The sequence below is a fragment of the Streptomyces sp. NRRL B-3229 genome, from assembly GCF_000719505.1.
GTDB lineage: Bacteria > Actinomycetota > Actinomycetes > Streptomycetales > Streptomycetaceae > Streptomyces > Streptomyces griseorubiginosus.
The window spans coordinates 105,034-129,645 of sequence record NZ_JOGP01000010.1; the positions used below are offsets into that span (position 1 = coordinate 105,034).

Below are 24,612 nucleotides of genomic sequence, written 5' to 3' on the forward strand. Positions count from 1 at the left end.
CGGCCGGGCTGAAGCGCCCTGCGTGCGGGGGCATCGGCGCTAGGCGGACGCCGGCACGAAGACCGTCTGCGAGGTGGCCGACCGGAAGTTGTCGTCCGCGTCGAAGACGGCCCGGTAGTAGCCGGCGCCACTGTGGTCGAGGTCCGCGGCGAAATCGTTGCCGTTGCCGCCCCAGGAAGCCTCGACCGTGGTGAGCGTCGTCCAGTTCACGCCGTCGGGCGAGTACTGGACGTGGACGTTGATCGAGGCGGGCGTCCACCCGTCGGGGAAGTCGATGAGCCCCTCGGTGTGGACCTGTCCCGTGTCGGAGCGGGCGGCCGTGAAGGCGGTGAACTCCGACGCCCGGTGCACGTGGACGACGTCGCTCGTGCCGGTGCCCGCCTGGAGGAACGGGTCGTCCGAGGTGTCCAGGGCGAGCTGGAAGTAGCCGCCCTGCCAGGGCGTGTAGTCCATAGTGAAGGTGCCGTCGTCAGCGGTGGTGAAACGGCCCACGAGGTCGGTCTGCGCGTCGTCGGGGCCGAACAGGACGCCCCCGGATTGCCCGGCCAGCGGCACCCAGCCGTCCGCGGTCTGCTGTTCGACCTTGACGCTCAGCGTGACCGGCTGACCGAAGTCGATGTCGGCCGAACTGACCGTGGACGTGAAACGGGTGGGGATCTGGTCGACACCGATCTGAACCGGCTCCGACTCCCCGTACAGCACCGCCGGCGTGCCACCGTCCATGCGGAACACGGCCTGGACGGGCGCGGCCGCGTCGAGCCGCACCGAGGCGGTGAAGTGACCCTGGGCGTCGGTGGTCACAGTGGCCTGCGTCCAGTAGTCGACATCGACCTCGACCTGACGTGCCCCGAGAGGCTTCACCTGACGGGTCGGCCACCGCCCGTACAGCGTCCCCTCCACCTGCACGTCACGGTGTTCCCGGTCGATGGCGGTACGGTCGACGGTGAGCGCGCCGAACTGCGCCACGACGAAGTAGGCGAAGTCCCCCGCGGACCGGCTCAGCACATGGCCGCCCTCGGCGTCCGTCACCTCCACGTCGATGCGGTAGGAGCCGAACTCCGGGAGCTTCAAAGGCTTCTTGGTACGCCAGTTGCCGTCCTGACGGGTGCCGGAGAAGAGCCGGAAGTCCTTGGTCCCGATCTCGGCGACTTCGGTCTGCGAGGCGTACGAGACCAGGTGCGCCGTGATGCCCGTGATGTCGGCCCCGGACCGGGCATTGATCTGTAGGATCCCGAGATCGCCCGACACGCTCCCCGCATAGGTGACCTCCGGCTGATCCGCGGCGTGCGCGGCTGTCACACCTCCCATGCCGAGCGCGGCGGCCGCGGCGGCCACCGTGAGCCATCTGCGTATCCTCCACAACACCATTGCGATCCCACCTCTGACGCGTTCGACGACGGGACCCTCTTCGGAACCCCCGCCCGGCCGTCCGTCTTTATATCCACCGCTCAGCACTCGACGCACGGCAATTGAGAGCGGACGCAGAACGTCGACGTGGCGAAGTGCACCTGGGCAGCGTGGACTTGGCGCCACTCTTGTTGTGCGGTCGCGCATCACCGCCGGGGCGGGCGAAAAAAATCTGTGGATCTTCTCGGCAACCTTTTCCGGCTCTCGGACCACTCAGTGCTGTCCGGTCATGCGGTCCGGTCAGATGCACCAGCTGAAAGAGAGCACAGGCATGTCCCTGGAACGAGAGCACAGACATGTCCCCGGTTCGCCCGCGTCACCGGGGGCGTCCCGCGGTGGCGGACACCGTGCCGACGACAGCGCGAGCGGTGGGCGCCCGAAGCACCGTGGGCGCCGGTTGCTCGCGCGTCGGGGTCTGTGGGCGGGTCTCACCATGGTGGTCGTGGCCGGCTCGGCCGTCGTGGTCAGCCAGGCCTCGGCGGACCAGAAGACCCTGGATATGAAGAAGTGGTACGTGCTGGTCAACCGCAACAGCGGCAAGGTGCTGGACGACCGCGGCTCCGCCAGGAACGACGGCGCGGCGGTGGTGCAGTGGGCGCGGCACGGCGGGGCCAACCAGCAGTGGCGGTTCATCGACTCGGGTGACGGTTACTACCGGCTGAAGAACCGGACCTCCGGCAAGGTGCTGGACGACCTCGGCTGGTCGAAGACCGCCGGCTCCGCCCTCGTGCAGTGGAAGGACCAGAACGGCAGCAACCAGCAGTTCAAGCTGTCCAAGTCGCCGAACGGCTATGTGCGGTTGGTCAATCGCTTCAGCGGCATGGCCGTCGGTGTCCGCAACGCCGCCAAGGCCAACGGGGGCAATGTCGTACAGAACCGCGACCGCAGCGGCGCCGATCAGCAGTGGAAGCTCGTCGAGGTCGGGAACGTCAGCGGCGGCGGTACGCCCACCGCGCCCACCAGCGGCGCTCCCGCCAGCCCGACTCCGAGCGGCACGCGACCGGCGGCTGCGGCTTCGCCCTCTTCTTCGTCGCCCGCGACCGGTGCGGGCGGCTCGGCCAAGCGGTTCCTGGGCAGTGACACCGTGCTCATCGGCGCCTCGATGTCCGACGACTCGGCGGACGCCGCGCCGTTCGACGGGCGCTACGCCTACGTGCACAGCCAGCCCGCGCCCTCGTCGGACTACTACACGGCAGCGAAATGCCAGGCCGGGTGGTCGGGCTGGTGGGGCTGCTGGAACGGACCCACCACGGCACCCGGCACGTACGTGACCTGGCGGGACGAGGTGGTGTCCCAGGCGACGTACAAGGGCAGCTCACGTCCGCAGAAGATGCTGTGGACCTGGTACTCGTTGCGCGACCTCGGCGACGCGGCGGGCGAGGGCGACGGTCCGGGTGAGGTCAAGGCCATCAACCGGACCGACCTGCTCACCCGCTACCTGAACGACTACCGCTTCTTCCTCCAGAAGATCGGCAAGACGCAGGCCGCGATCGACCTCGAGCCCGACTTCTGGGGCTACGTCCGCTCGCTCGGCGATCCGCACCAGGTTCCCGCACAGGTGAAGAGCGCGAATCCGACGGACTGCGGATCGCAGGAGAACAGCGCCACCGGTCTCGTTCAGTGCCTGATCTCGATGGCGCACAAGTACGCGCCGAACGCCGAGGCGGGGATGCACCTCTCCTGCTTCGACTGGGAGACCAACATGCAGGCTTGCGTCAAGTCCTACGAGAGCTTCGGCGCGAAGAACGCCGACTTCCTGGCCTCCGACGTCTCGGACCGCGACGCGGGCTGGTACGCGCAGCCGGCCCACGGTGGCAGTGACCACTTCTGGAACGACCAGAAGGCCGCCGCCGCGCTGAAGTTCTACAAGACGATGGCCGAGTCCGTGGGCAAGCCGGTGGTCCTGTGGCAGATCCCCGTGGGCAACATGGCGCAGAACAACACGCTCAACCACTACAAGGACGACAAGGTGGACTGGTTCTTCAGCCACATGGACCAGGTGGCGGACGCCCACATCGCCGGCCTGTTCTTCGGGCCGGGGCAGCAGGAACAGACCTCGGTCGAGACCGACGGCGGAAACCTGATCAAGAAGACGATCGCCTATCACAACTCGGGCGGCACAAAGCTCAAGTAGGCACAGCTGACGAATGCGCCCCCGTCGAAGAGACGGGGGCGCATTCGGCGTTCACCGGGTCGGGACGAAGTCCGCGGTCATCGGGCCGGGACGAAATCCCCGTTCACCGGGCCGGAACGAACCCTCCCCGGACCGACGCGGAGCCGCCCGGACCCTGTGCGTCGACGCGGTAGCCGTCGCCCGCGGCCGTGCGCACGCCGGTGCCGTTGTTGAACTGCGCGGCGAACTCGTGGCTCCCGGCCGGCACGGTCAGGCCCGGCTTGAGGACCCAGCGGTAGACCAGCGCGCCACCCGCCTCCTGGACGGTGACGGTGAAGTCATCACCCGGCAGGGTCTGCCAGGTGCCGGTGCTCTGCGTCCCGCCGGTCTGCACGATCCGGATCTCGACCGTGAGCGAGGTGAGCGGCTGCGTCGTCCTGAGGGCGAGGTCGCTCTGCGTCCAGTAGGTGTTGCTCCGCGGGTCCAGCGAGCCGGCCGATTGCAGTGGTCCGTTCCGGCTCCCGTCAGCGGTCGGCGAGGGGCTGGTGGCCGACGGGCTCGGGTGCGAGCTGCCCGGGGTGGTGGCCGGGGGTGGCGCGACAGGGGTGGGGCGGGCCGAATCCGGGTGCGGGGAGCTGACCGTCGGAGACGGGGTGGCGGCAGGCGTGGTCACGGTGGGCGACGGCGACGGGGTCGCGACAATGGCGGCGACGGCGAGGCCGCCGGTCGTCAGGATGCCTCCGGCGGCGAGCCCGGCCAGGGCGATCCTCGTCCCGGACCTCGCGAACGGTCGCGCGCGGTGCCGGACGGCGGGGCCGGCCATACCGCGTTCCACCCGGGCCAGCATCCGTGCGCGGTCGGGCCGGTGGGCCTCGGCGGCCTCGCGCAGCCGACGGTCGATGTCCTCGTTCACCGGTTCCTCCTCCCTGGCACCAGGTTCCCGGCCGCGCGTGCGCCCAGGAGCTTTTCCAGCTCCGCCATTCCCTTGGAGGTCTGGCTCTTCACCGTTCCGACCGATATGCCCAGCGCTGCCGCCGTGTCCTTCTCGGACAGGTCGAGGGCGTGTCGCAGCACCACGCAGGCGCGCTTGCGGTACGGCAGCCGGGCGAGCGCCGCGCGGACGTCCAGCACGGCCGCCGTGTCCGGCCCCTCCACCTTCTCGGGGCTGCGGGACCAGAACAGCGTGAGCCGGCGTCGCTCACGGACCGCGCTGCGGATCCGTCCCCGTGCCAGGTTGGCCACCACACCGCGGGCGTAGGCGAGCGGGTGGTCGGCCTGCCGCAACCGGTCCCAGTGCTGCCACAGAGCGACCAGGGCATCCGCCGCGAGGTCGTCCGCCGCGTCGGTCTCGCCGGTCAGGAGGTGTGCCAGACGGGCGAGCTCGGCATAGTGGCGTTCGAAGAATTCGTGGAACTCCACGGACGCGTCATCGAGGAGCATCCCCCGGTCGCCCTCTCCTTGCCATGACGTGCGAGGTGGTCGCGCGTTCGACGACGACGGCGGGCGCAGCCTGACAGCGCCCGGACCGGAATGCGAACGGCGGTCGTGCATGGGTGTGTGGTGGCGGTGAAGGCCGGCCGGCGGGCTGGTCAACGCCGGGCGCACCGGTCGCGGGTCGGCTGCTCCGGCTTCACGGCGTCCGACGGCACGGCCGTGCCGTCGACGGTCGGCCGCTCACCGTGGATGCCGGTAGCCGTTGCGCCGCTTCCGCTCCCGGGGGGACGGCCCGTCGGCGCACCGACGACCAGCGGCGCCAGGGGAATGCCCGTGCCCAGTCCGCGCCTGCGCCACGGTTGCGGCGCGGCGTGCTTCGTTGCCCTCATGCCCGTCCCGGTAGTTCGATCCAGCCTTCCGGCTTTCAGTTGCCGCAGAGGACGAGAAGGTTGCCGCCCTGACGCTGTTTTCTCGACGGACCCGATCGAGGGGAGAGCCCTGCGCGGTGCACCCGGACCAACCGTTGCAGGTCACAGGTGTCTGTTCCCACGAGTGGGTGAAATCTATCTTTGCCAGAGTAGACATTGGGCTCTTCCAGAGTTAGCCTTCTTCTTGTCTACAGAGTCGAGAGAGACCCGGCAGACACGAACTGGCGGGTAGCGGTACAAGAAGGTCCGCAGAGCAGATCAGTTCAGGTTCAGAGGAAGGACGGAGGACACAGACGCCATCAGGATCGCCCGGCCCGGGACGCACTCGGCCGGGTACCGCAAGACCCCGGATTGGAAGGTGGTCCCCGGTCACGCAGCCGCGATCCCCGCACCCCCCTTCGACAGGGCTGGTAGCGGAAACAGAAGGTCGGCAGAGCACGAGAGCCGACAGATGGTGTTGAATTTCCTTCGGGGCCCTGGTGCCGTACGGCATCAGGGCCCCTCGACGCGTTGCACAGCGAGGTGACATGACAGCAGACAACCCCCTCAGTGATCGTCTGGACGACGACGACTACCCGGCCTACACCATGGGCCGGGCCGCCGAGATGCTCGGCGCCACTCCGGCCTTCCTCCGGGCGCTCGGGGAGGCTCGTCTGATCACTCCGCTCCGTTCGGAGGGCGGGCACCGCCGGTACTCCCGCTATCAGCTCCGGATCGCCGCGCGCGCCCGCGAGCTCGTCGACAGGGGCACCCCGATCGAGGCCGCGTGCCGCATCGTCATCCTCGAGGACCAGCTCGAGGAAGCTCAGCGCATCAACGCCGAGTACCGCCGACGGGCCGAGCAGGGCGCGTCCGACGCCTCCCTTCCCACTTCCGGCTGACCGCCCTGCGGCGCGGCCCCTGGCCGGGCGTGCCTGTCGACCTGGACGATGCCCGCGATCGCCTGCACGGACGGTGCGTAGGTGTCCGGGCCGGGTGTTCGACGCTCAGATAGTCGAGCCCGAACACCACGGCCAGGTAGGCGACGGCGAGGATCACACCCGATCGACGGGACACGAAGTTCACGGTTCTCTTTCCCGGGCCCGTCACGCGTCGCCCATGGTGGTGCGGTTCGGCCTGATCCGGCTGGTCCTCAGGACGCTCGGGCGGCGACACCGTGCCGCCTCTCCGGACCTTCGCTCACCGTGAACACGGGCTCGGCCCGCTGAACCCGACTCCGGGACGGGCCGCCCCTCGGCATCAGAAGACGCCCTTGTACCCCTGCCACCCCGTGGCGACCTTCACCCGCGCGGACCGAACGAGCCCTTTCCTTTCCCGCAGCCGAACGGGCGGTGACACGGGCAGGTGTACGACGGGCCACCGTCGCCGCCTGCGCCTCTCAGCGGAAAGGGCCCGGCACTGGGTGGGTCAGAGGCGGAACGGGCGCTTGATGCCTGCCTTTCCCGCCTTCTCGATGCGCTCCGGCCCAGCGGTGTTGCGGTCATCTTCCCGCTCCCTCCAGTCCCTGGGCTGGAGCAGAAGGAGTTCGCCGCCGCCCGGCACGATCATCGCGCCGCCGAAGGGCTCGTCCCCCGCGAACCAGACGCCGTCGACGATGCCGACGGGCCACCGACCGCGGCCCAGGGCGTCCTTCGCACGCAAGGTGAAGGGGGTGCCCTTCTGGTCTCCCAGGCGGAAGTAGAGCGTGTGGGTCGACTCCATGCCGATCTTCTCGACCGGGGTGCGGAATTCGAGGGGGTAGGTCCGGAAGATCTTCGAGCACTTGCGGATCGAACTCAGGCGGCCGTAGAGAAGGATCAGCGTGAAGACCGTGCCGAGCATTCCGACGATGGCCACCGGAAGCAGATATCCGATCTTGGTGAAGAAGATCTGGACCCACAGCAGCAGGAACACAGGGAAGTACTTGAGGAACTTCTTCAGCGCGTTGCGGTAGTGGTAGCGCACCGCGCCCTGGAAGTCCGTCCCGTCCGTCGCGTACGGCGCGGGCGGGGTGTCCGACTCCAGACCGTCCTTCCACCGTTCTGGCACCGTCATCCGAACGGGCTCCTTTCGACTGTCCCTGGGCCCCCGTCGGAGGACGGACCGGACCCGTTGTCCACCTCGCCCGGCGCGGCCGGGTCCTCGAACGTCACCGTACGGGCGACGCCGAGCAGCACACCGCGGTAGTCGTCGGCCAGCTCCACCGCCGGGGTGACCAGCTGCACGGTGACGATCGAGGAGGTCCGGGCGACCGGGATGGCGACCGTGCCCTGCCAGACGGTTCCCTGCGCGGGCTCGTCCTGACCGTCGGGAGGAGCGGTCGGCGCGAGCGTGGTGCGTTCCGTCTCCAGCAGGTACCCGGTGCCCGTGGGCAGCTCCACGGGCACGATGCCGTTGTCCGGGCCGGTGCCCAGCATCTGGAGCAGCACGGCGGCGGGATTCGCCCCCGAGGCCGCGACGGTCGAGACCGTCAGGACGGACAGCGAGGCCCCGCCCTGTTCGTCCGGGTGCATGCCGAGCGCGCACCCCATGACGTCCTGGCTCCGCAGCATCGTCAGGACGATGGCGTACAGCCGGAACACCTGGTCCGCCCGGTCGCGCAGGTCGTCGGGAAGTGCGCTGAGCTGCCGGGCCACCTCCTGGATGCCCTCGGGCGACGGCTGGAGATCCACCTGGGCATACCCGTAGGGAAGCCCGTACCAGAATTCCGGCTTCGGCTGCTCCCTCTCGTCGAGCAACGCGTTCACAGGCGGACCCCGCTCATCAGTTCGCCGAAGTCCTTGATGAGCTCGGCCGTTCCGCCCTTCAGGCCGGTGGAGGCGGCCGCGCCCTTCGTGAACTCGGAGGCGTCGTGTCCGGGGCCGTTCTTCGGGAACACACCCAGGCTCTCCATGGACGACGCCATGTTCGCCGCCACATTGACGCCGTTGATGGCGTACTGGAGCGCTCCTGTCTGGGGTGACGTCGCCACGTCCAGAGCCTTGTAGCTGAAGGCGGGCACGATCTCCTTGCCGAACGCGCCCAGCCGCGAGCCCAGCGACAGGGCCTCGCCGCCCTCCCGGGCGACCGCCACCGCGAGGCCCGCCTCGCTGCCGGCCCTGGCGAGGGCACCGACGCCGGGCACCATGCCGAGCGTGTCTCCCGCCACGGAGGCCCAGGCGAACACGCCTTCCTTCAGGCCGTACTCGCCCATCAGCGAGTCCCTGAAGTCCTCACTGGAGAGGTTCTTGGCCATGGACACGGCGCTCGCCGCGACCGCGATGCCGAGAAAGACCGGCGCCAACGGCGTGGGCAGCAGCGCCAGCAGCCCCGCGATCGCCCCGATCGTCCCCGCGTGCTCCACCAGGAACTCGCCGACCGCCTTGAGGCCCTCGCCGATGGCGCTGAGGGCCTTGTCGAACCAGCCCGGTTCCTTGGGGGCCAGCTTGTCGTCGGCCTCGTCGAGGCTGCGGGCGACGGCCTCGGCGGCGTCGGTGTGGGTGCCCTCCAGCTCCTTCGCCTTGGTGATGACGTCGTTGTAGGCGGCGTTGGCGTTGTTGAGGTGGGTGGTGGCCTCGTCCAGTTCGCGTTCGGCGGTGCGCAGGCGGGCCGTCGCCGCGTCGGCCTCCGCCTGGCTGGGGTACTGCTTGCCGGCGAGCCCCAGGTCCGGGTTGCCCTTGGCCTGGTCGTAGCGGGTCTGCGCCTTGTCGGCGTCGGCCTTGTTGTCGCGGGCGGCGTCGTCGTACTTCTTGGCCAGGTCGCGGTGCGAGGTCAGGTCGCCCTGCCAGGTGCTGAGTGCCGCGGCCGCCTTGTCGAGGGACTGACCGGCGTTCCTCATGGCGGTCTTGAGGTCGCCGTCCAGCGTGTCCCGGAAGGCACTCGCCGCGTCGCCCTGCCAGCCGGAGCTCGCGCCGAGCAGGTACTCGATCTGGCGGTGGCAGTTGTTGAGGGTGTCCGCGGCGGACTTCACCTTGCGGTGGAGCGCGGTGACCTGCTCGGGGATGCCGGGGACCGGGTTCCAGCCGAGGCTCGGGTACGGGTTGTCGGCCACGGCTCACCTGCCCCCGGTGTTCGCGGCGTTCGTCTCTTCCATCTTCTTGAGGGCCTGCGAGAGGTTGTCCTCGAACCGGCGGTAGCTCAGCGCGGTCTTCTCCACGCCCTCGTCCACCGCCTTGATCATGTCCTTCAGCTGACCGGTCCCGTACTTCCACCGGTTCTGGAAGGTCTCGCACGCCTCGTCCAGCCGCGGAGTCCCGATCTGGTCGGCGCCGACCGCGGAGAGCGCGCTGCGCGCCTCCTCCAGATCCGTTATGGACTGCTTCAACACCCGGCCGAACGAGTCCAGTTGACTCAGATCGACCTTGAATTCATCCGCCATGCGGCGGCCCCCTGTCTTCGGCTACGAGCAACGCCCGCCCAGACTAAAGGATGGGCAAAGAGGCATTGCCATCGCTACCGAGCGAACCCGTGGCGCCGGGCACGGCACCGGTCGCGTTCACGCCGCCAGCGGCTCCGCGAAGACCTCGCGGGCGATGGCGACGACCTCCTCCAGGTCGCCGCCCCGGGCCCGGTCCTTGCGCCACAGGAGGCCGGTCTCCAGGCGGGGGTGGAAGTCGGAGAAGGGCAGGAGCGTGACATTGCCGAGGAGGTGGTTCCGGATGGGGCTTCTCTCGTCCAGCATGGAGATGGAGAAGGCGAGCCCGCCGGCCACTATCTCCGCGACCCCCTCGAAGGTCGCGCCGCCCAGCTCGACGCGCTTGCGAATGCCCAGTTCGTGCAGCTGCCGGTCGAGTCCGCGGAAGTAGGCGTTGGTCACCGCGGACGGGGAGCCCGCGTAGGCGAGTTCGGACAGTTCCGCCAGGGCGACCGACTCCCGGCCCGCGAACAGGTCCCCCGGTACGACCGCGCCCAGGCGCTCCGACATCACCGGCAGCTGCTCCAGCGCCGGGTCGCCCGCGACCGGGAGGCGGGCCAGGGTGAACGCCAGCCTGCCGTCGCACACCGCGTCGACCAGACGCTCGGTGCCACCCGGCCAGCGCTTGATCTCGAACCGGTCGCCGGCCCGTTCCGCCAGGGCGTCCATCCGCTCCCGCAGGTCCGGGTGGATGCCGGTGGGGACGCCGAGCAGCAGGGTGGCGCGCCGGGGGCGGACCGCCTCGTCCAGGCGCCAGCCGATGGAGTCGACCTGTTCCAGGACCCCGCGCGCGACCGGCAGCAGCGCGCTGCCGGCCCGGGTGAGCTTCACATGGTGGGTGTCGCGGTCGAACAGCCGGTGCCCGAGTTCCTGCTCCAGGTCCTTGATGCGCCGGCTCAGCGGGGAGGCCGCCATGTGCAGTCTGCGGGCCGCGGTCGAGAAGTTGAGTTCTTGGGCGACGGCGACGAAGTAGCGCAGGTGCAGGAGCTCCACGGGCCCACCCTAACCGCCGTGTTGAACGCCCCGGGCGAAGGGTGCCCGGGGTGCGGGCACCGGGAGGAGGCACCGCCCACGGCCACCGCCCACAGCCACCGCAGAACCCCCGTATGCCCGCCGACTCGGCGAAACGAACGCGTTAAGCGGGTGAAGCTTGGGCCCGCCTCCGTGACGTGGGGCATGGATGAGGCTGCCGGCCGTATCCGGACGAGTCGGTGCACACGACGCGCTGGAGGCGAGCGATGAACCACAGAGCCGAACGAGCCGAACACGAGGAACAGGTCGAACGGGCGGAGCAGGTCGGCCCCGCGGTCCACCGGGTCCCGGTCCTCATCGTCGGCGGTTCCCTGGTCGGCCTGTCGACCTCGGTGTTCCTGGGCCGGCTGGGGGTGCCGCACACCCTGGTGGAGCGCCACCGGGGCACCTCCATCCACCCCCGCGGCCGTGGCAACAACGTCCGCACGATGGAGCTGTTCCGCACGGCGGGCGTCGAGCCGATGATCCGTCAGGCCGCCGCCACGCTGGCCGACAACCACGGGATCCTCCAGACCCCGACCCTCGTCGGCGACGCGGGCGAGTGGCTGTTCAAGCAGATCGACGAGGGCGGCGGACTGGCCCGCTTCAGCCCGAGCTCCTGGTGCCTGTGCAGCCAGAACGACCTGGAGCCGGTACTGCTCGACCACGCGAAGCGGCTCGGCGGTGACCTGCGCTACGCCACCGAGCTGATGTCGTTCGACAGCGGCCCCGACGGGGTCACCGCGGTGGTCAAGAGCCGCGAGACCGGCGAGCACACCAAGTTCCTCGCGGACTACCTCGTGGCCGCCGACGGCCCCCGCAGCCCCGTCCGCGAGCAGCTCGGCATCGGCCAGAGCGGCCCCGGCGAGCTGTTCAGCAACGTCAGCATCACCTTCCGCTCCCGCGCGCTGGCCGACGTCGTGGGCGAGCGGCGCTTCATCGTCTGCTACCTCACCGACCCGGACGCCGACGGCGCGCTGCTGCCCGTGGACAACCGGGAGAACTGGGTCTTCCACGCCCCCTGGCACCCCGAACGCGGCGAGACGCTGGAGGAGTTCACCGACGAGCGGTGCATCGACCACATCCGCCGCGCGGTCGGTGTCCCCGACCTCGACGTGGAGATCACCGGCAGGGCCCCCTGGCACGCCGCCCAGCGGGTGGCCACCAGCTACCGCGCGGGCCGCGTCCTGCTGGCCGGGGACTCGGCCCACGAGATGTCCCCCACCGGGGCGTTCGGCTCCAACACCGGTATCCAGGACGCCCACAACCTGGCCTGGAAGCTCGCCGCGGTGCTGGGCGGCTGGGCGGGTGAGGGTCTGCTGGACTCGTACGACGCCGAGCGCCGCCCGGTCGCCGAGGCGACCAGCGCCCGCGCCGCCGTCCGGTCGGCCGAGCACAGCCACCCCGGCTACGCCCCGCCGCCCGGCGCCGGTGGCGGCGGTCCGCAGCGCGGCATCCTGAACGTGGCCCTCGGCTACCGCTACCCCGTGGGCGCGGTCGTCGGCACCGACCCCGCGACCCCCGTCGTACCGGACCGCCTCGACCTGTCCGGCGCCCCCGGCAGCAGGGCGCCCCACCTGGCCGTACGCCGCGGTGGTGAGCCGATCTCCACGCTGGACCTCTACGAGCGGTCGTTCGTGCTGCTCAGCGGCGCCGGCGACGAGGGCGGCTGGCACGCGGCCGCCGTACGTGTCGCCGCGGACACACCCGTCCCGCTGGACGCGTACCGGATCGGCGAGGGGCCGGGCGCCGAGCTGACACCCGAGGGCGGCGCCGACTGGGCGCAGGCGCACGGCACGACGTCCGGGGGCGCCGTCCTCGTCCGGCCCGACGGGTTCGTGGCCTGGCGGGCGGCGGGGCCGGTCCCGGACGCCGAGGCCGTGCTGCGGGACGTCCTCAGGGAGCTGCTGTCCCTGGGCTGACCTCCGCTCACGTCCCGATCAGACGCCACGTCAGGCACCGCGCCGGGCGTGGCGTCAGACGTTGTGTCAGGTCAGCGGCGAAGGTCGTCGGCCGTCGCGGGCACGGTCGGGTTCACCCGTGTGACCGCCTTGAGTGGTGAGGTGCGGGTCGCTGGATGACGGTGGATCACGTCGGGGGCGGGCCAATCCAGCTGACGAAGCACCAGCTGCCCGGCCGCCGACGGAAGGAACGTCAGATGCGCTCTGCTCGCATGATTCTGGCCACCGCGGCCGCCTCCACCGTCCTCGCCCTCGGTGCCCCGGGCGCCTGGGCGGCGTCCGGCGGCGACTGGGACCAGTCGGACTCCTCCTCCTACAGCAAGGAGCAGGACAAGGAGCAAGGCAAGGAGCACGGCAAGGGCAGCGACCACGACCGTCCGCACGGCGGCATGCACACCGGTGGCGGTGCGCTGACCGCGGTCAACGCCGACGACTGGGGCACCGCCAAGGACCCCAAGTACGACCCGGAGACCTACAAGGACAAGGACCAGCAGGGCGGCAAGGAGTCCGGCGGCTGGAGCGGCAAGCAGGAGGAGGACGGCGGCTGGAGCGGCAGCCACGAGAAGCCCAGCGGCGGCATGCACACCGGAGGCGGCGCGCTCGCCTCGCCGGGCATGACGGCGGGCGGACTGGCCGTCCTCGCGGTCGCCGGGGCCGGGCTGTACGCGGCGCGTCGCAAGAAGACCGCCGGAAGCCTGGCCTGACCGATGCCGGATGCGATAGCCGCTGAGGCCGCCACGCGTGCGCGCCGCGTGGCGGCCCCGCCGGCCCGCACCGGGCCCCGTCCCGCCCCCGCTGTCCGATCCGCCGCCCTGTCCCCTCCCTCTCCCGTCCGATGGGCCGCCGCGCCCCGGTGAGGTTGATTCCGTTGGCAGTTCGTTCCTCTTCCCCCGCAGACGGCTCCGGCAGCCGCCCCCTCGACAGTCTGAGCGGCGGTGAACCGGCCCGGAACGGGCGGGGATCCAACTCCGGGCTGGTGCTGGCCGCCGTGGCGATCCTGATCATGGCCGTCAGCCTGTTCGGCGGCAAGAACGACAGAGATCCGTCCGGCCCCGTGCAGGCGGCCCCCCGGTCCACGTCGGCCCCGGTGGCGGGCAACCCGGCGGACGGCGCCACGCCGACCGCGGGGGTGGGTCCGCACCTGCCGCGCTCGGAGCCCGTGCGCCTGCTCATCCCGAAGATCTCGGTCGACGCGCCCTTCACGAAGCTGGTGATCGGCCCCACCGGGCAGCTCCTGCCCCCTCCCGCCGCCGACACCAACCTCGTCGGCTGGTACGCCGACGGCGCCTCCCCCGGTGAGACGGGCACGTCGATCATCGCCGGTCACGTCGACACGGCCACCTCGGCGGCCGTCTTCGCCAACCTCGGGGAGCTGCGCAAGGGAGACGTCTTCCACGTCGAACGCGCCGACGGGAGCCGGGCGAACTTCGTGGTCGACAGCGCGGAGACCTTCGCCAAGGACGACTTCCCCAGCGGGCGGGTCTACGGCGACACCGACCAGGCCCAGGTCCGGCTCATCACCTGCGCGGGCAACTACGACCACGCGGTCAAGGACTACACCGACAACCTGGTGGTCTTCGCCCACCTGACCTGAGCCCGTTCCGGGGGGCCGCCAGGCCGGTCACCCGCTCGGTGCATACGAGTCGCGTACCTCACAGGCGAGGCACAGGATCAAGGCACGCCGACGTCACCCCCCGTGCGGCCGACGTCCGTCCGTCCCCCCACGAAGGAGTTGTGCTCCGCATGACCACCACGTCCGAACGTGTCACGAAACCGCTTGCACAACAGGCGTCGCAGTATGTCTCCCAGTCCGTCTTCGACGGTTCGAGGCTCCGGGTCGTCCTGCTGGTCGACGTCTACGACGGCGCCCAGCAGCAGTTCCTGGAGGCCTACGAGCAGCTGTGCAACCAGGTCGCCTCGGTTCCCGGACACGTCAGCGACCAGCTGTGCCAGTCCATCGAGAACCCCTCCCAGTGGCTGATCACCAGCGAGTGGGAGAGCGCCCCGCCCTTCCTGACCTGGGTGAACAGCGAAGAGCACGTGCACATGGTGGAGCCGCTGCACTCCTGCGTCCGCGACACCAGGTCGCTGCGCTTCCACATCGTCCGCGAGACCGGTGGCCCCGCCGCGGACACCGGGTCCGAGGAGCGCCGGCTCCAGGCCTCCCCCCGTATCGGCGACGGGCTGATCCGGCACGCGCTCACCTTCACCGTCAAGCCGGGCAGCGAGGAGGCCGTGGCGAAGATCCTCGCCGACTACGCCTCCCCCGACCCGCGTGTCGACGACACCACGCGGCTGTGCCGGACCTCCCTGTTCATGCACGGCAACCGGGTCGTGCGGGCCATCGAGGTGCGGGGCGACCTGCTCGCCGCGCTCCGGTACGTCGCCCGGCAGCCCGCGGTACGGGCCGTCGAGGAGGCCATCAACCCCTATCTGGAGCAGGACCGGGACCTCGACGACCCCGAGTCCGCCCGGGTCTTCTTCACCCGCGCCGCGCTGCCCGCCGTCCACCATGTGACGGCAGGTCAGGAGAGCCCGGACGCGGTGCGGCACGCGTTGTACTACCCGGCCCGGGAGGGTCAGGGCATGCGGCTGGCCGAGCTGCTCGCCCGGCGGGACGTGGCGGCCGCGGACGATCCGCGCGGGTCCGTGCTGCGCAGCACGATCTTCCAGCGCGACGACATCGTGGTGCGCCTCGTCGACGCGCGCGGCGAGCTCGCCACCGACGCCGGCCAGGACGCCGAGCTGACCGCGCTGCTGGACGGCGGGGCGGTGTCCTCGATGGACCTCGTCACCGACCGCCGTTCGCCCGACGCCTGACCACCCTCACCGGGGCCGTACCGGCCACGCCCACACGCAGGTGCGGCACACGCAGGTGCAGCACGTCGCTACAGCACATGTTCGGAGGAACGCCGTGATCGATCGTCATCCCGGAATCGTGGATCTCAGCGAGGTCGAGCCCAACACCCGCCGCGGTGGCGACCTGCGCGCCATGCTCACCCCCACCACGGTCGGCTCCACCAGCGGCTTCATGGGCGTGGCCATCGTGCAGCCCGGGGACCGCATCGCCGAGCACTACCACCCGTACTCGGAGGAGTTCATCTACGTCGTCTGCGGGCAGCTGGAGGTGGACCTCGACGGAGAGCCCCACCCGCTCCAGCCCGAGCAGGGGCTCCTGATCCCCGCCCACATGCGGCACCGGTTCCGCAACGTGGGCCGGGTCGAGGCCCGGATGGTCTTCCACCTCGGCCCGCTGGCCCCGAGCCCGCCGCTCGGACACGTCGACACCGAGGACGCGAACGGCGTGCCGATCCCGGTGGAGGCGCACGAGGTCGCCGCCACGGCCGAGCGATCACGGGTGAGCTCATGAGCAGGCGCGTGGCGGTCACCGGCATAGGTATCGTCGCCCCGGGCGGCATCGGGGTCCCGGCGTTCTGGGACCTGCTGACCAGCGGCCGTACGGCGACGCGTGGCATCACCTTCTTCGATCCCTCCGGGCTGCGCTCGCAGATCGCCGCCGAGTGCGACTTCGACCCGGCGGCCCACGGGCTGGACGCGGAGCAGATCGCCCGCGCCGACCGCTACATCCAGTTCGCCCTGGTCGCCGGCGAGGAGGCGATACGCGACTCCGGTCTCGACCTGGCCGCGGAGAACCCCTGGCGCATCGGGGTGTCCCTGGGCACCGCGGTCGGCGGGACCACCCGCCTTGAGCACGACTACGTGCTGGTCAGCCATGGCGGGCAGCGCTGGGACGTGGACCACCGGGAGGCCGGTCCGCATCTGCACCGGGCGTTCGCGCCCAGCACCCTCGCCTCCGCGGTCGCGGAGCGGTTCGAGGCGCGCGGGCCGGTGCAGACCGTGTCCACCGGCTGCACCTCGGGTCTGGACGCCGTCGGGTACGCATTCCACACCATCGAGGAGGGCCGGGCCGACGTGTGCATCGCCGGCGCCTCGGACTCGCCGATCTCCCCGATCACCATGGCCTGCTTCGACGCCATCAAGGCGACCTCCCCCAGCAACGACGACCCCGCGCACGCCTCGCGCCCCTTCGACGCCGACCGCAACGGGTTCGTCATGGGCGAGGGCGGCGCGGTGCTGGTCCTGGAGGAACTGGAACACGCGCGGGCCCGCGGTGCGCACGTGTACTGCGAGATCGGCGGCTACGCCACCTTCGGCAACGCCTACCACATGACCGGTCTGACCGCCGAGGGCCTGGAGATGGCCCGGGCCATCGAGGACGCCCTCGGCCAGGCCCGCCTCGACGGCACCGCGATCGACTACGTCAACGCGCACGGCTCGGGCACCCTCCAGAACGACCGGCACGAGACGGCCGCCGTCAAACGCGCTCTGGGCGCGCACGCCTACGAGACGTGCATGAGCTCCATCAAGTCCATGGTGGGTCATTCCCTCGGCGCGATCGGGGCGATCGAGGTCGTCGCCTGCGCGCTGGCCCTGGCCCACCAGGTGGTGCCGCCCACCGCGAACTACGAGACCCCCGACCCCGAGTGCGACCTGGACTACGTACCGCGTGTCGCCCGTGAGCGCCGGCTGCGCAACGTGCTCTCGGTGGGCAGCGGGTTCGGCGGCTTCCAGTCCGCGGTGGTCATGACCCTGCCGAGGGAGAAAACGCTATGAGCGCCTCGCATGCCCGGCGCGCGGCCGTCACCGGAATCGGCGTGGTCGCGCCCAACGGAACCAGCACCGACGCCTTCTGGAAGGCCACCAGGGAAGGCGTCAGCGTCATCGACCCCATCACCCGGGAGGGCTGCGAGGGGATGCCGCTGCGGGTGGCGGGCCAGGTCCGCGACTTCGACCCGCCGTCGGCGATCGAGGAGCGCTACCTCGTCCAGACCGACCGGTTCACCCACTTCGCGATGGCCGCGGCCGACCTCGCCCTGGAGGAGGCCGGGCTCGGCCGGGCCGACACCGACGCCGCGCCGTTCTCGGTGGGCGTGGTCACGGCGGCCGGTTCCGGCGGCGGTGAGTTCGGACAGCGCGAGCTCCAGCAGCTGTGGGGCAAGGGCAGCCGTTTCGTCGGGCCGTACCAGTCGATCGCCTGGTTCTACGCGGCGAGCACCGGCCAGATCTCCATCCGGGGCGGCTTCAAGGGCCCCTGCGGGGTGATCGCCGCCGACGAGGCGGGCGGACTGGACGCCCTGGCGCACGCGGCGCGGGGCGTGCGGCGCGGCACCGACGTCATCGTGGCCGGTGCGACCGAGGCCCCGCTGGCCCCCTACTCCATGGTCTGCCAGCTCGGGTACGAGGAGCTGAGCACGGTCGCCGAACCGGACCGCGCCTACCGGCCGTTCACCAGCGCGGCCTGCGGTTTCGTGCCCGCCGAGGGGGGCGCGATGGTCGTCGTGGAGGCCGAGGGGTCGGCCCGCGACCGGGGCGCTCCGGTGCGGGCCCTGGTGGCCGGGCACGCGGCCACCTTCACCGGCGCCTCCCGCTGGGAGGAGTCCCGGGAGGGGCTGGCCCAGGCGATCCGGGGCGCCCTGGAGGACGCCGGCTGCGCGCCCGAGGAGATCGACGTGGTCTTCGCGGACGCCCTCGGGGTGCCGGAGGCGGACCGCGCCGAGGTGCTGGCGCTCGCCGACGCGCTGGGCCCCCACGCCAAGCGGGTGCCGGTCACGGCGCCGAAGACCGGTGTCGGCCGGGGCCTGGCCGCGGCCGCCGTGCTGGACGTCGCGGCGGCGGTGCTGGCGATGGAACAGGGCGTGCTGCCTCCCACCCCGAACGTCTTCGACGTCTGCCACGACCTCGACCTCGTCACCGGCCGCGCGCGGGCCACCGAGACGCGCACGGCGCTGGTCCTCAGCCGGGGACTCATGGGGTCGAACTCGGCGCTGGTGCTCCGGCGCGGTGCCGCCGACGCCTCGTAGCGAGGCCTCGCGAACACAGATCACAGAGCAAGGAGACAACCGTATGAGTGAGCGCATCACCGTGGAAGAGCTGGCCGGGCTGATGAAGAAGGCCGCCGGGATCACCGTCGCCCCGGAGGATCTCCAGCAGCTCAGCGACTCCGGCTTCGACAGCTTCGGCCTCGACTCGCTGGGCCTGCTCGGCATCGTGGGCGAGCTGGAGAACCGTTACGGCACGCCGATGCCGCCCGACGCCGAGAAGTGCAAGACCCCTCGGCAGTTCCTCGACCTCGTCAACAGCGCGCTTCTCGCGGGAGCCTGACATGACCGGACACACGCAGAACGAGGTCACCATCGGGGCCCCGCTGGACCTGGTCTGGGACATGACCAACGACGTGGCGAACTGGCCGAACCTGTTCAGCGAGTACGCCTCCGCCGAGATCCTCTCCCAGGAGGGCAACCGGACCACCTTCCGGCTCACCATGCACCCCGACGACAACGGCAAGGTGTGGAGCTGGGTCTCGGAGCGGGAGGCGGACCGCGACACGCTCACCGTGCGCGCCCGCCGGGTCGAGACCGGGCCCTTCGCCTACATGAACATCGTGTGGCAGTACGAGGAGCGGCCCGAGGGCACCCGGATGGTCTGGACGCAGGACTTCGCGATGCGCCCGGACGCCCCGGTGGACGACGACTGGATGACGGACAACATCAACCGGAACTCCAAGGTGCAGATGGCTCTGATCCGGGACCGCATCGAGAAGGAGGCCGGAGAGCGCCGGCCCGTCTCGGTGCTGTCCGACTGACCGGGACGGAGACCCGACGATGCACCAGTCCCTGATCGTCGCCCGCATGGCCCCGGAGTCGGCCCTCGACATCGCCAAGGTGTTCGAGGAGTCGGACCGGGGAGAACTCCCCCACCTCGTGGGGGTCGCACGGCGCAGCCTCTTCCAGTTCGACGACGTGTACCTGCACCTCATCGAGTCCGAGCAGGACCCCGGACCCGCCATCGCGAAGGCGGCCGGGCACCCCGAGTTCCGGGACATCAGCGAACGGCTGTCGGCGTACGTCACCGCGTACGACCCGGCGACCTGGCGTTCGCCGAAGGACGCGATGGCGCGCTGCTTCTACACCTGGGAGCGGGACGCCCGCTCCTGAACCACCGCCGCTCGCCGGGCACACGCTGTCGTGTGCCCGGCGAGCGGCGTTCCGGAACCGGTGCCCAGGGTCAGCGCGGGACCGTGCAGTCGAAGGCGTGCAGATAGGGGTTGACCGGGCGGATGTCGTCGATGACCAGGCCCGCCTCGGTCAGCCTGCCGGTAAGGGACTCGGTGGTGTGCTTGGCCCCGCCGACGTTGAGGAGCAGCATCAGGTCCATGGCGGTGCTGAACCGCAGCGAGGGCGAGTCGTCGACGAGGTTCTCGATGACCACGACCCGCGCTCCCGGTCCGCCCGCCTCGACGACGTTGCGCAGGAGGCGGGTGGTGCTCTCGTCGTCCCACTCCAGGATGTTCTTGATGATGTAGACGTCGGCCTTGACCGGCACGGCCTCACGGCAGTCACCGGGCACCAGCCGCATCCGGTCCGCGAGGGCGCCCCCGTCGCGCAGCCGCGGATCGGCGTTGGCCACCACGCGCGGCAGGTCCAGCAGCGTGCCGTGGAGGCCGGGGTGCTTCTCCAGCAGGCTCGCCACCACATGCCCCTGGCCGCCCCCGATGTCGGCGACCGAGCTGCTCCCCGACAGGTCGAGCAGCTGCGCCACGTCCCGCGCGGACTGCACGCTGGAGGTGGTCATGGCCCGGTTGAAGACGTCGGCGGACTCCGGGGCGTCCTCGTTGAGGTAGGTGAAGAACTCCTTGCCGAACAGGTCCTTCACCACGCTGCGGCCCGAGCGCACGGCCTCGTCGAGCATCGGCCACGCCTGCCAGGTCCACGGCTCGGTGCACCACAGCGCGATGGCGCGCAGGCTGTGCGGGTCGTCCTCGCGCAGCAGCCGGGACATGTCGGTGTGCGCGAACCTGCCGTCCGGCTGCTCGGCGAAGATGCCGTAGCAGCACAGGGCGCGCAGCAGCCGTCGTAGCGTCTTCGGTTCGGTCTTCACCTCGGCCGCGAGGTCCTCGACGGCCAGGGGGGTGTCGCCGAGGGCGTCGGCGACGCCCAGGCGGGCGGCCGCGCGCAGGGCGGCGGCGCAAGCCGCCCCGAACACGAGCTCCCGGAGCCGCATGGACGGCGGTGTGGCGGTCTGTACGGCCGTCATGGGCCGTCCTCCCTTTGCGAGTTCTTCGTTTTCCTGGATGGTCACGGCGGGTCAGCAGAGTCCGGCGGGCCGGGACGCCGTGCAGGCGTTGCCGGTGAAGGTGTTGTCGTGTCCGGTGTCCGTGTCGACGAGGTCGGCCGGGGCGTTGCCCTCCAGCGTGTTGTCGGTGATCCGGTTCCGCTCGCCGGGGATGCCCACGAAGCTCTTGAACAGGACGATGCCGCCCGAGAGCGAGGAGGTGCCGGCGTTGCCGGTGACGTGATTGCCCGTCACCAGGGTGTCCTCGGTGCCGGTGAGCACGATGCCGGAGCCCTGGAGTGCCTCCAGCCGTGCGGTCGCCGGACAGGACTTGTTGTTCTCCGCGACGGTGTTGTCCCGCACCGTGAGGGCGCCGGCCCGCGGCTTGTTCTCGTCGCCCACGACGAAGACGCCCGCGCAGTTGCCGGTGAGGTGGTTCTCGGCGACGGTGAGGTTCCGCAGGCGCCGGACGGTGATGCCGATCCGGTTGCCCTCCAGGCGGTTGTGTGCGACGACGGTCCCCTGGGTGTCGGCGGCGCCCGCCTCCTCCTTGATGGTGTTGGCGAGGAACAGGCCGGCGTCACCGTTGTCCCGGGCGGTGTTCTTGACGAACAGCCCGCGCACCGAACGCTCCTGGGCGATCCCCCACACGCCGTTCTTCACCGCGGTGACGTTCCGGACGGTCAGGCCGTCGGTCGCCATGGCGAACACGCCGGTCCCGGTGAAGTTCCGCACGGTGAGGGAGGCGACGGTGACGTCCGCGACGTCGCGGTCCTTGGTCCCCAGCACGCAGATGCCGTTGCCGTGCTCGGCACAGCTGTCGGCCACCTTGGTGGTGCCGGGCTCGATGACGGTCTCGCGGCCCGTGCCGCGCAGGGTGAGGCCGGGGGTGCTCACCGTGACGCTCTCGCGGTAGGTGCCGGGGGTCACGAGGACGGTGTCACCGGGCTGGGCGGCGTCCACCGCCCGCTGGATCGACTGTCCAGGGAAGACCAGATGCGTCGTCTGATGGGCGGCGGCGGTCGGGGCGCCGGTCAGGACCGCCCCGATGACCGCCGCGGCGCAGGCCAGGTAGGAGATATGAAATCTCATCATATCCGTACGTTATGGGGCGAACGCTCTCGAACGGCCCGGATAGCCCACCTGGGGGCGTGTCACGGGGTGAGGACGACCTTGCCGACGACGGTGCCGGACTCGGCCAGCCGCAGGGCGTCGGCGGCCTGCGTGAGGGGCAGTCGGGCGGCGATCTGGGCGGTGATCTCGCCACGCTGGTGGGCGGCGAAGACCTGGGTGAGGTCGGCGCGCAGCCGGGCGCGGAACCGGTTCCTGGCCAGGGCCTTGCCGGCCCACACGTTGTAGAAGTACGCGCGGCGGCGGTTGGGCAGCGCGTTCCACAGCCACACCCGGCCGAGGAGCTTCAGCACGGGCCACTGCTTCGAGCCTCCGGCATCCCGGGTGGCGGCGCTGCCGTAGCCGACGAGGGTGCCGCCGGGGGCCAGCAGCCGCCAGGAGTCGACGATGCCGCGGCCGCCGACATGGTCGAAGACAGCGTGCACACCGCCCTGCGGGGCGAGGGCGCGGATGCGGGCCGGCAGGTCGGCGGTGCGGTAGTCGACCGGGACGACTCCGCGCGCCCGCAGTGCGTCGTGGTGGCGCTCGGAGGCCGTGCCGATCACCTGGGCGCCCGCGGCCCGGGCCAGCTGGACCAGGACCGAGCCGACGCCGCCGTTGGCGCCGTGCACGACGACGGTCTGCCCGGCCCGGACCCGGGTCCTGCGGTGCAGCATCTGCCAGGCGGTGATGCCGTTGACCACGAGGGTCTCCGCCTCGGCCGCGCCGATCCCGTCGGGCACCGGCACCACGTCGGCCGCCTCGACCACGACATGGCTGGCCCAGCCACCGACCTTGACCAGCGCGGCCACCCGGGCGCCGGCCAGCTCCGGCGCGACGCCCTCGCCGGTCGAAAGGACGGTGCCGACGAGGTCGTAGCCGGGCACGAAGGGGAACGGCGGCTGGTCGTAGTAGCGACCCCGCCGCATCTGCTGCTCCGCGAAGGAGACGCCGGTCGCCTCCATGCGGATCACGACCTGGCCGGGACCCGCGGTGGGCACGGCCCCGCGCCGGACCCTGAGGCCCTCCGGCTCAACCTTGCCCGGCAGCACGATCTCGACGAGTTCCTCGGTGTTCATGGCCATGGCGACACCCTCCGAAAGGCTTGGCGGTTAGCTGTCTTCGCGTTGGTTAGAAGCTATAACCGCACAATCGGAGGTGTCAATAACTTCAGTGATAACCTCTAACTATGGTGAACTCGGAAGCGAAGACTCCCCGCGAGCGCTACCGCGCCCAGGTGCGGACGGAGATCAAGGAACACGCGTGGGAGCAGATCGCCACGGCGGGCGCGTCGGCGCTCTCGCTCAACGCGATCGCCAAGCAGATGGGCATGAGCGGCCCCGCGCTGTACCGGTACTTCGCCGGACGGGACGAGCTGATCACCGAGCTGGTCCGGGACGCGTACCGCAGCCTCGCCGACACCTTCGCGGCCGCCGTGCGGACCGGCGCCGACGTCACCACGCTGGCCCACGCCCTGCGGACCTGGGCCCTGGACGACCCGCACCGCTACTTCCTCGTCTACGGCACCCCTGTCCCCGGCTATCACGCTCCCGACGACATCACCGCGATCGCGCGGGAGATCATGGCGCCGCTCCTGGACGCCTGCGCCCGGCTGCCCGAGAACCGCCCGGCGACCCCGTTCGACGAGCACCTCGAAGAACACCGGGACTGGGCGGAGGGCCACGCCGCCCCGGCCGCCGTCCTGCACCGGGCCCTGACCTTCTGGACCCGGCTGCACGGCGTGCTGTCCCTGGAACTGGCGGGCCACTTCACGGGCCTGGGCTTCGACCCGGCCCGCTTCTTCACCGCCGAGCTCCACGAACTGACCGGCTCCCCCGAATGAGGGGGGCGGGTCACCAGGAGACGGCGTCGTCCATGTCCTGCTGCCAGTACGTGACCTTGAGCGAGTCGTCCACGTAGACGCCCTTCGCCGGCAGGGCCGGGGTCGCGCTCCTGCCGACGCTGCCGCTGAGGGAGCGGCCCTGGAAGTAGACGGTCAGGGACTTCGCGGTGCGGCCGTGCGCGGCGCTGCCGTCGGTGGCGGACAGGTTCACGGAGGCGTAGCCGGACTGGCCCGGCTCCAGCGTGACCACCGCCTGCGGCTGGGAGTCCTCGATGACCGGCGGCACGGACTGGGCCCCGTCGAACCGGACGGCCGGGTAGCCGTAGAGGAAGCAGGTCCTGCTGCCCGTGTTGGTCACGGTCAGCAGCAGGTGGTTCACGGGACGGGTCAGCGGGGCCGCGACCGTCTTGGTGTTCGACCCCTCGCAGGTGCCCGGGGCCGCCGCCGAGGAACCGGTCGAGGAGCCCGTCGAGGAGGTGCGGGCGGCGGTGGACGTCTTCGACGCGGCCTGCTCAGCGCCGGACGCGGTGGCGGGTGCCGCCGCGGTGGAGTCCGTGAGGGACGCGCTCTCGGGGGCCTTGGCGCCGGCGTCCGTGCTCGCGGAGGCGGAGGGGCTCTTGGTTGCGGCGCCCTCGTCCTGGGTGCCCGTGCCGTCACCGCACGCGGTCAGGGCGAGCGCCGCGAGGACGGTGCCGGCCGCGGCGGCGACGAGACGGGTGCGGGAGGTGCGGAGGTTCGACATGTCTGCTGTGCCCCTTGGGAGTTCGGGTGGCGGTGGTGATTGGATGACCGGAGCTTGG

The 24,612-nt window shown here is 71.0% G+C and carries 25 protein-coding genes; 13 read left to right on the forward strand and 12 right to left on the reverse strand.

Annotated features, from left to right (window positions below; translation table 11 throughout):
• Window positions 1-39: 39 nt before the first annotated feature.
• Entirely contained in the window at window positions 40-1,368 is a 1,329-nt protein-coding gene (locus IF54_RS0118210) for a hypothetical protein (RefSeq protein WP_234439004.1), read from the reverse strand.
• Between the two features lie 472 nt (window positions 1,369-1,840).
• On the opposite strand from IF54_RS0118210, the gene IF54_RS0118215 reads away from it, so the two are divergent.
• A complete protein-coding gene (locus tag IF54_RS0118215; protein ID WP_030319847.1) occupies window positions 1,841-3,541 on the forward strand; it encodes an RICIN domain-containing protein in 1,701 nt (566 codons plus the stop codon).
• Between the two features lie 103 nt (window positions 3,542-3,644).
• Here IF54_RS0118215 and IF54_RS0118220 read toward each other — a convergent pair whose 3' ends face one another.
• Complete coding sequence (locus IF54_RS0118220; protein WP_030319849.1) at window positions 3,645-4,433, reverse strand: hypothetical protein; 789 nt, start codon at window positions 4,431-4,433, stop codon at window positions 3,645-3,647.
• On the reverse strand, window positions 4,430-4,960 hold the full coding sequence (locus IF54_RS0118225; protein WP_030319852.1) for a SigE family RNA polymerase sigma factor: 531 nt from the start codon (window positions 4,958-4,960) through the stop codon (window positions 4,430-4,432). The genes IF54_RS0118220 and IF54_RS0118225 overlap by 4 nt, the downstream gene beginning before the upstream one ends.
• 949 nt (window positions 4,961-5,909) lie before the next feature.
• Between IF54_RS0118225 and IF54_RS0118230 the strand changes: the two genes are divergently transcribed.
• The gene (locus tag IF54_RS0118230) at window positions 5,910-6,263 is read left to right on the forward strand and encodes a MerR family transcriptional regulator (RefSeq protein ID WP_030319855.1); all 354 of its coding nucleotides are present in this window, start codon (window positions 5,910-5,912) and stop codon (window positions 6,261-6,263) included.
• Window positions 6,264-6,789: 526 nt separating this feature from the next.
• Here the strand turns inward: IF54_RS0118230 and IF54_RS0118235 are convergent.
• From IF54_RS0118235 to IF54_RS0118255, 5 genes are all read right to left on the reverse strand, one after another.
• Window positions 6,790-7,416, reverse strand: coding sequence for a hypothetical protein (locus IF54_RS0118235; RefSeq protein ID WP_030319857.1), 627 nt, complete (start codon window positions 7,414-7,416; stop codon window positions 6,790-6,792).
• Window positions 7,413-8,108, reverse strand: coding sequence for a hypothetical protein (locus tag IF54_RS0118240; RefSeq protein ID WP_030319858.1), 696 nt, complete (start codon window positions 8,106-8,108; stop codon window positions 7,413-7,415). The genes IF54_RS0118235 and IF54_RS0118240 overlap by 4 nt, the downstream gene beginning before the upstream one ends.
• The gene (locus IF54_RS0118245; protein WP_030319859.1) at window positions 8,105-9,391 is read right to left on the reverse strand and encodes a WXG100 family type VII secretion target; all 1,287 of its coding nucleotides are present in this window, start codon (window positions 9,389-9,391) and stop codon (window positions 8,105-8,107) included. Before IF54_RS0118245 ends, IF54_RS0118240 begins: the two co-directional genes overlap by 4 nt.
• 3 nt (window positions 9,392-9,394) lie before the next feature.
• On the reverse strand, window positions 9,395-9,718 hold the full coding sequence (locus IF54_RS0118250) for a hypothetical protein (protein WP_030319862.1): 324 nt from the start codon (window positions 9,716-9,718) through the stop codon (window positions 9,395-9,397).
• Window positions 9,719-9,835: 117 nt separating this feature from the next.
• Window positions 9,836-10,747, reverse strand: a complete 912-nt coding sequence (locus IF54_RS0118255; RefSeq protein ID WP_030319864.1) for a LysR family transcriptional regulator — start codon at window positions 10,745-10,747, stop codon at window positions 9,836-9,838.
• Window positions 10,748-10,992: 245 nt separating this feature from the next.
• Between IF54_RS0118255 and IF54_RS0118260 the strand changes: the two genes are divergently transcribed.
• The 10 genes from IF54_RS0118260 (at window position 10,993) to IF54_RS0118305 (ending at window position 19,742) form a co-directional block, all read left to right on the forward strand.
• A complete protein-coding gene (locus tag IF54_RS0118260; protein ID WP_030319867.1) occupies window positions 10,993-12,687 on the forward strand; it encodes an FAD-dependent oxidoreductase in 1,695 nt (564 codons plus the stop codon).
• Between the two features lie 236 nt (window positions 12,688-12,923).
• The gene (locus IF54_RS0118265) at window positions 12,924-13,430 is read left to right on the forward strand and encodes a hypothetical protein (protein ID WP_030319870.1); all 507 of its coding nucleotides are present in this window, start codon (window positions 12,924-12,926) and stop codon (window positions 13,428-13,430) included.
• Window positions 13,431-13,702: 272 nt separating this feature from the next.
• Window positions 13,703-14,320, forward strand: coding sequence for a class F sortase (locus IF54_RS0118270; protein WP_030319872.1), 618 nt, complete (start codon window positions 13,703-13,705; stop codon window positions 14,318-14,320).
• 149 nt (window positions 14,321-14,469) lie between these two features.
• Window positions 14,470-15,546: a SchA/CurD-like domain-containing protein gene (locus tag IF54_RS0118275; protein WP_030319874.1), complete on the forward strand. Its 1,077-nt coding sequence runs from the start codon at window positions 14,470-14,472 to the stop codon at window positions 15,544-15,546.
• A 94-nt stretch (window positions 15,547-15,640) separates the two neighbouring features.
• Complete coding sequence (locus IF54_RS0118280) at window positions 15,641-16,096, forward strand: cupin domain-containing protein (RefSeq protein WP_028809083.1); 456 nt, start codon at window positions 15,641-15,643, stop codon at window positions 16,094-16,096.
• The gene (locus IF54_RS0118285) at window positions 16,093-17,361 is read left to right on the forward strand and encodes a beta-ketoacyl-[acyl-carrier-protein] synthase family protein (RefSeq protein ID WP_030319876.1); all 1,269 of its coding nucleotides are present in this window, start codon (window positions 16,093-16,095) and stop codon (window positions 17,359-17,361) included. The genes IF54_RS0118280 and IF54_RS0118285 overlap by 4 nt, the downstream gene beginning before the upstream one ends.
• The gene (locus IF54_RS0118290; RefSeq protein WP_030319877.1) at window positions 17,358-18,608 is read left to right on the forward strand and encodes a beta-ketoacyl synthase N-terminal-like domain-containing protein; all 1,251 of its coding nucleotides are present in this window, start codon (window positions 17,358-17,360) and stop codon (window positions 18,606-18,608) included. Before IF54_RS0118285 ends, IF54_RS0118290 begins: the two co-directional genes overlap by 4 nt.
• 43 nt (window positions 18,609-18,651) lie before the next feature.
• Window positions 18,652-18,909 (forward strand): acyl carrier protein, encoded by a 258-nt coding sequence (locus IF54_RS0118295; protein ID WP_020134378.1) that lies wholly within the window; start codon window positions 18,652-18,654, stop codon window positions 18,907-18,909.
• 1 nt (window position 18,910) lies between these two features.
• On the forward strand, window positions 18,911-19,390 hold the full coding sequence (locus IF54_RS0118300) for an SRPBCC family protein (protein ID WP_020134377.1): 480 nt from the start codon (window positions 18,911-18,913) through the stop codon (window positions 19,388-19,390).
• A 19-nt stretch (window positions 19,391-19,409) separates the two neighbouring features.
• The gene (locus IF54_RS0118305) at window positions 19,410-19,742 is read left to right on the forward strand and encodes a TcmI family type II polyketide cyclase (protein ID WP_030319878.1); all 333 of its coding nucleotides are present in this window, start codon (window positions 19,410-19,412) and stop codon (window positions 19,740-19,742) included.
• A gap of 70 nt (window positions 19,743-19,812) precedes the next feature.
• On the opposite strand, the gene IF54_RS0118310 is transcribed toward IF54_RS0118305, so the two are convergent.
• The 3 genes from IF54_RS0118310 to IF54_RS0118320 are packed head-to-tail and all read right to left on the reverse strand — an operon-like array spanning window position 19,813 to window position 23,048.
• On the reverse strand, window positions 19,813-20,841 hold the full coding sequence (locus IF54_RS0118310) for a methyltransferase (RefSeq protein WP_030319879.1): 1,029 nt from the start codon (window positions 20,839-20,841) through the stop codon (window positions 19,813-19,815).
• Window positions 20,842-20,892: 51 nt separating this feature from the next.
• Entirely contained in the window at window positions 20,893-21,954 is a 1,062-nt protein-coding gene (locus IF54_RS0118315; RefSeq protein ID WP_030319881.1) for a right-handed parallel beta-helix repeat-containing protein, read from the reverse strand.
• 59 nt (window positions 21,955-22,013) lie between these two features.
• Window positions 22,014-23,048, reverse strand: coding sequence for a medium chain dehydrogenase/reductase family protein (locus IF54_RS0118320; protein ID WP_030319884.1), 1,035 nt, complete (start codon window positions 23,046-23,048; stop codon window positions 22,014-22,016).
• A 110-nt stretch (window positions 23,049-23,158) separates the two neighbouring features.
• On the opposite strand from IF54_RS0118320, the gene IF54_RS0118325 reads away from it, so the two are divergent.
• The gene (locus IF54_RS0118325) at window positions 23,159-23,812 is read left to right on the forward strand and encodes a TetR/AcrR family transcriptional regulator (RefSeq protein ID WP_030319886.1); all 654 of its coding nucleotides are present in this window, start codon (window positions 23,159-23,161) and stop codon (window positions 23,810-23,812) included.
• Between the two features lie 10 nt (window positions 23,813-23,822).
• Here IF54_RS0118325 and IF54_RS0118330 read toward each other — a convergent pair whose 3' ends face one another.
• Window positions 23,823-24,554, reverse strand: coding sequence for a DUF4232 domain-containing protein (locus IF54_RS0118330; RefSeq protein ID WP_030319888.1), 732 nt, complete (start codon window positions 24,552-24,554; stop codon window positions 23,823-23,825).
• Window positions 24,555-24,612: the final 58 nt, after the last annotated feature.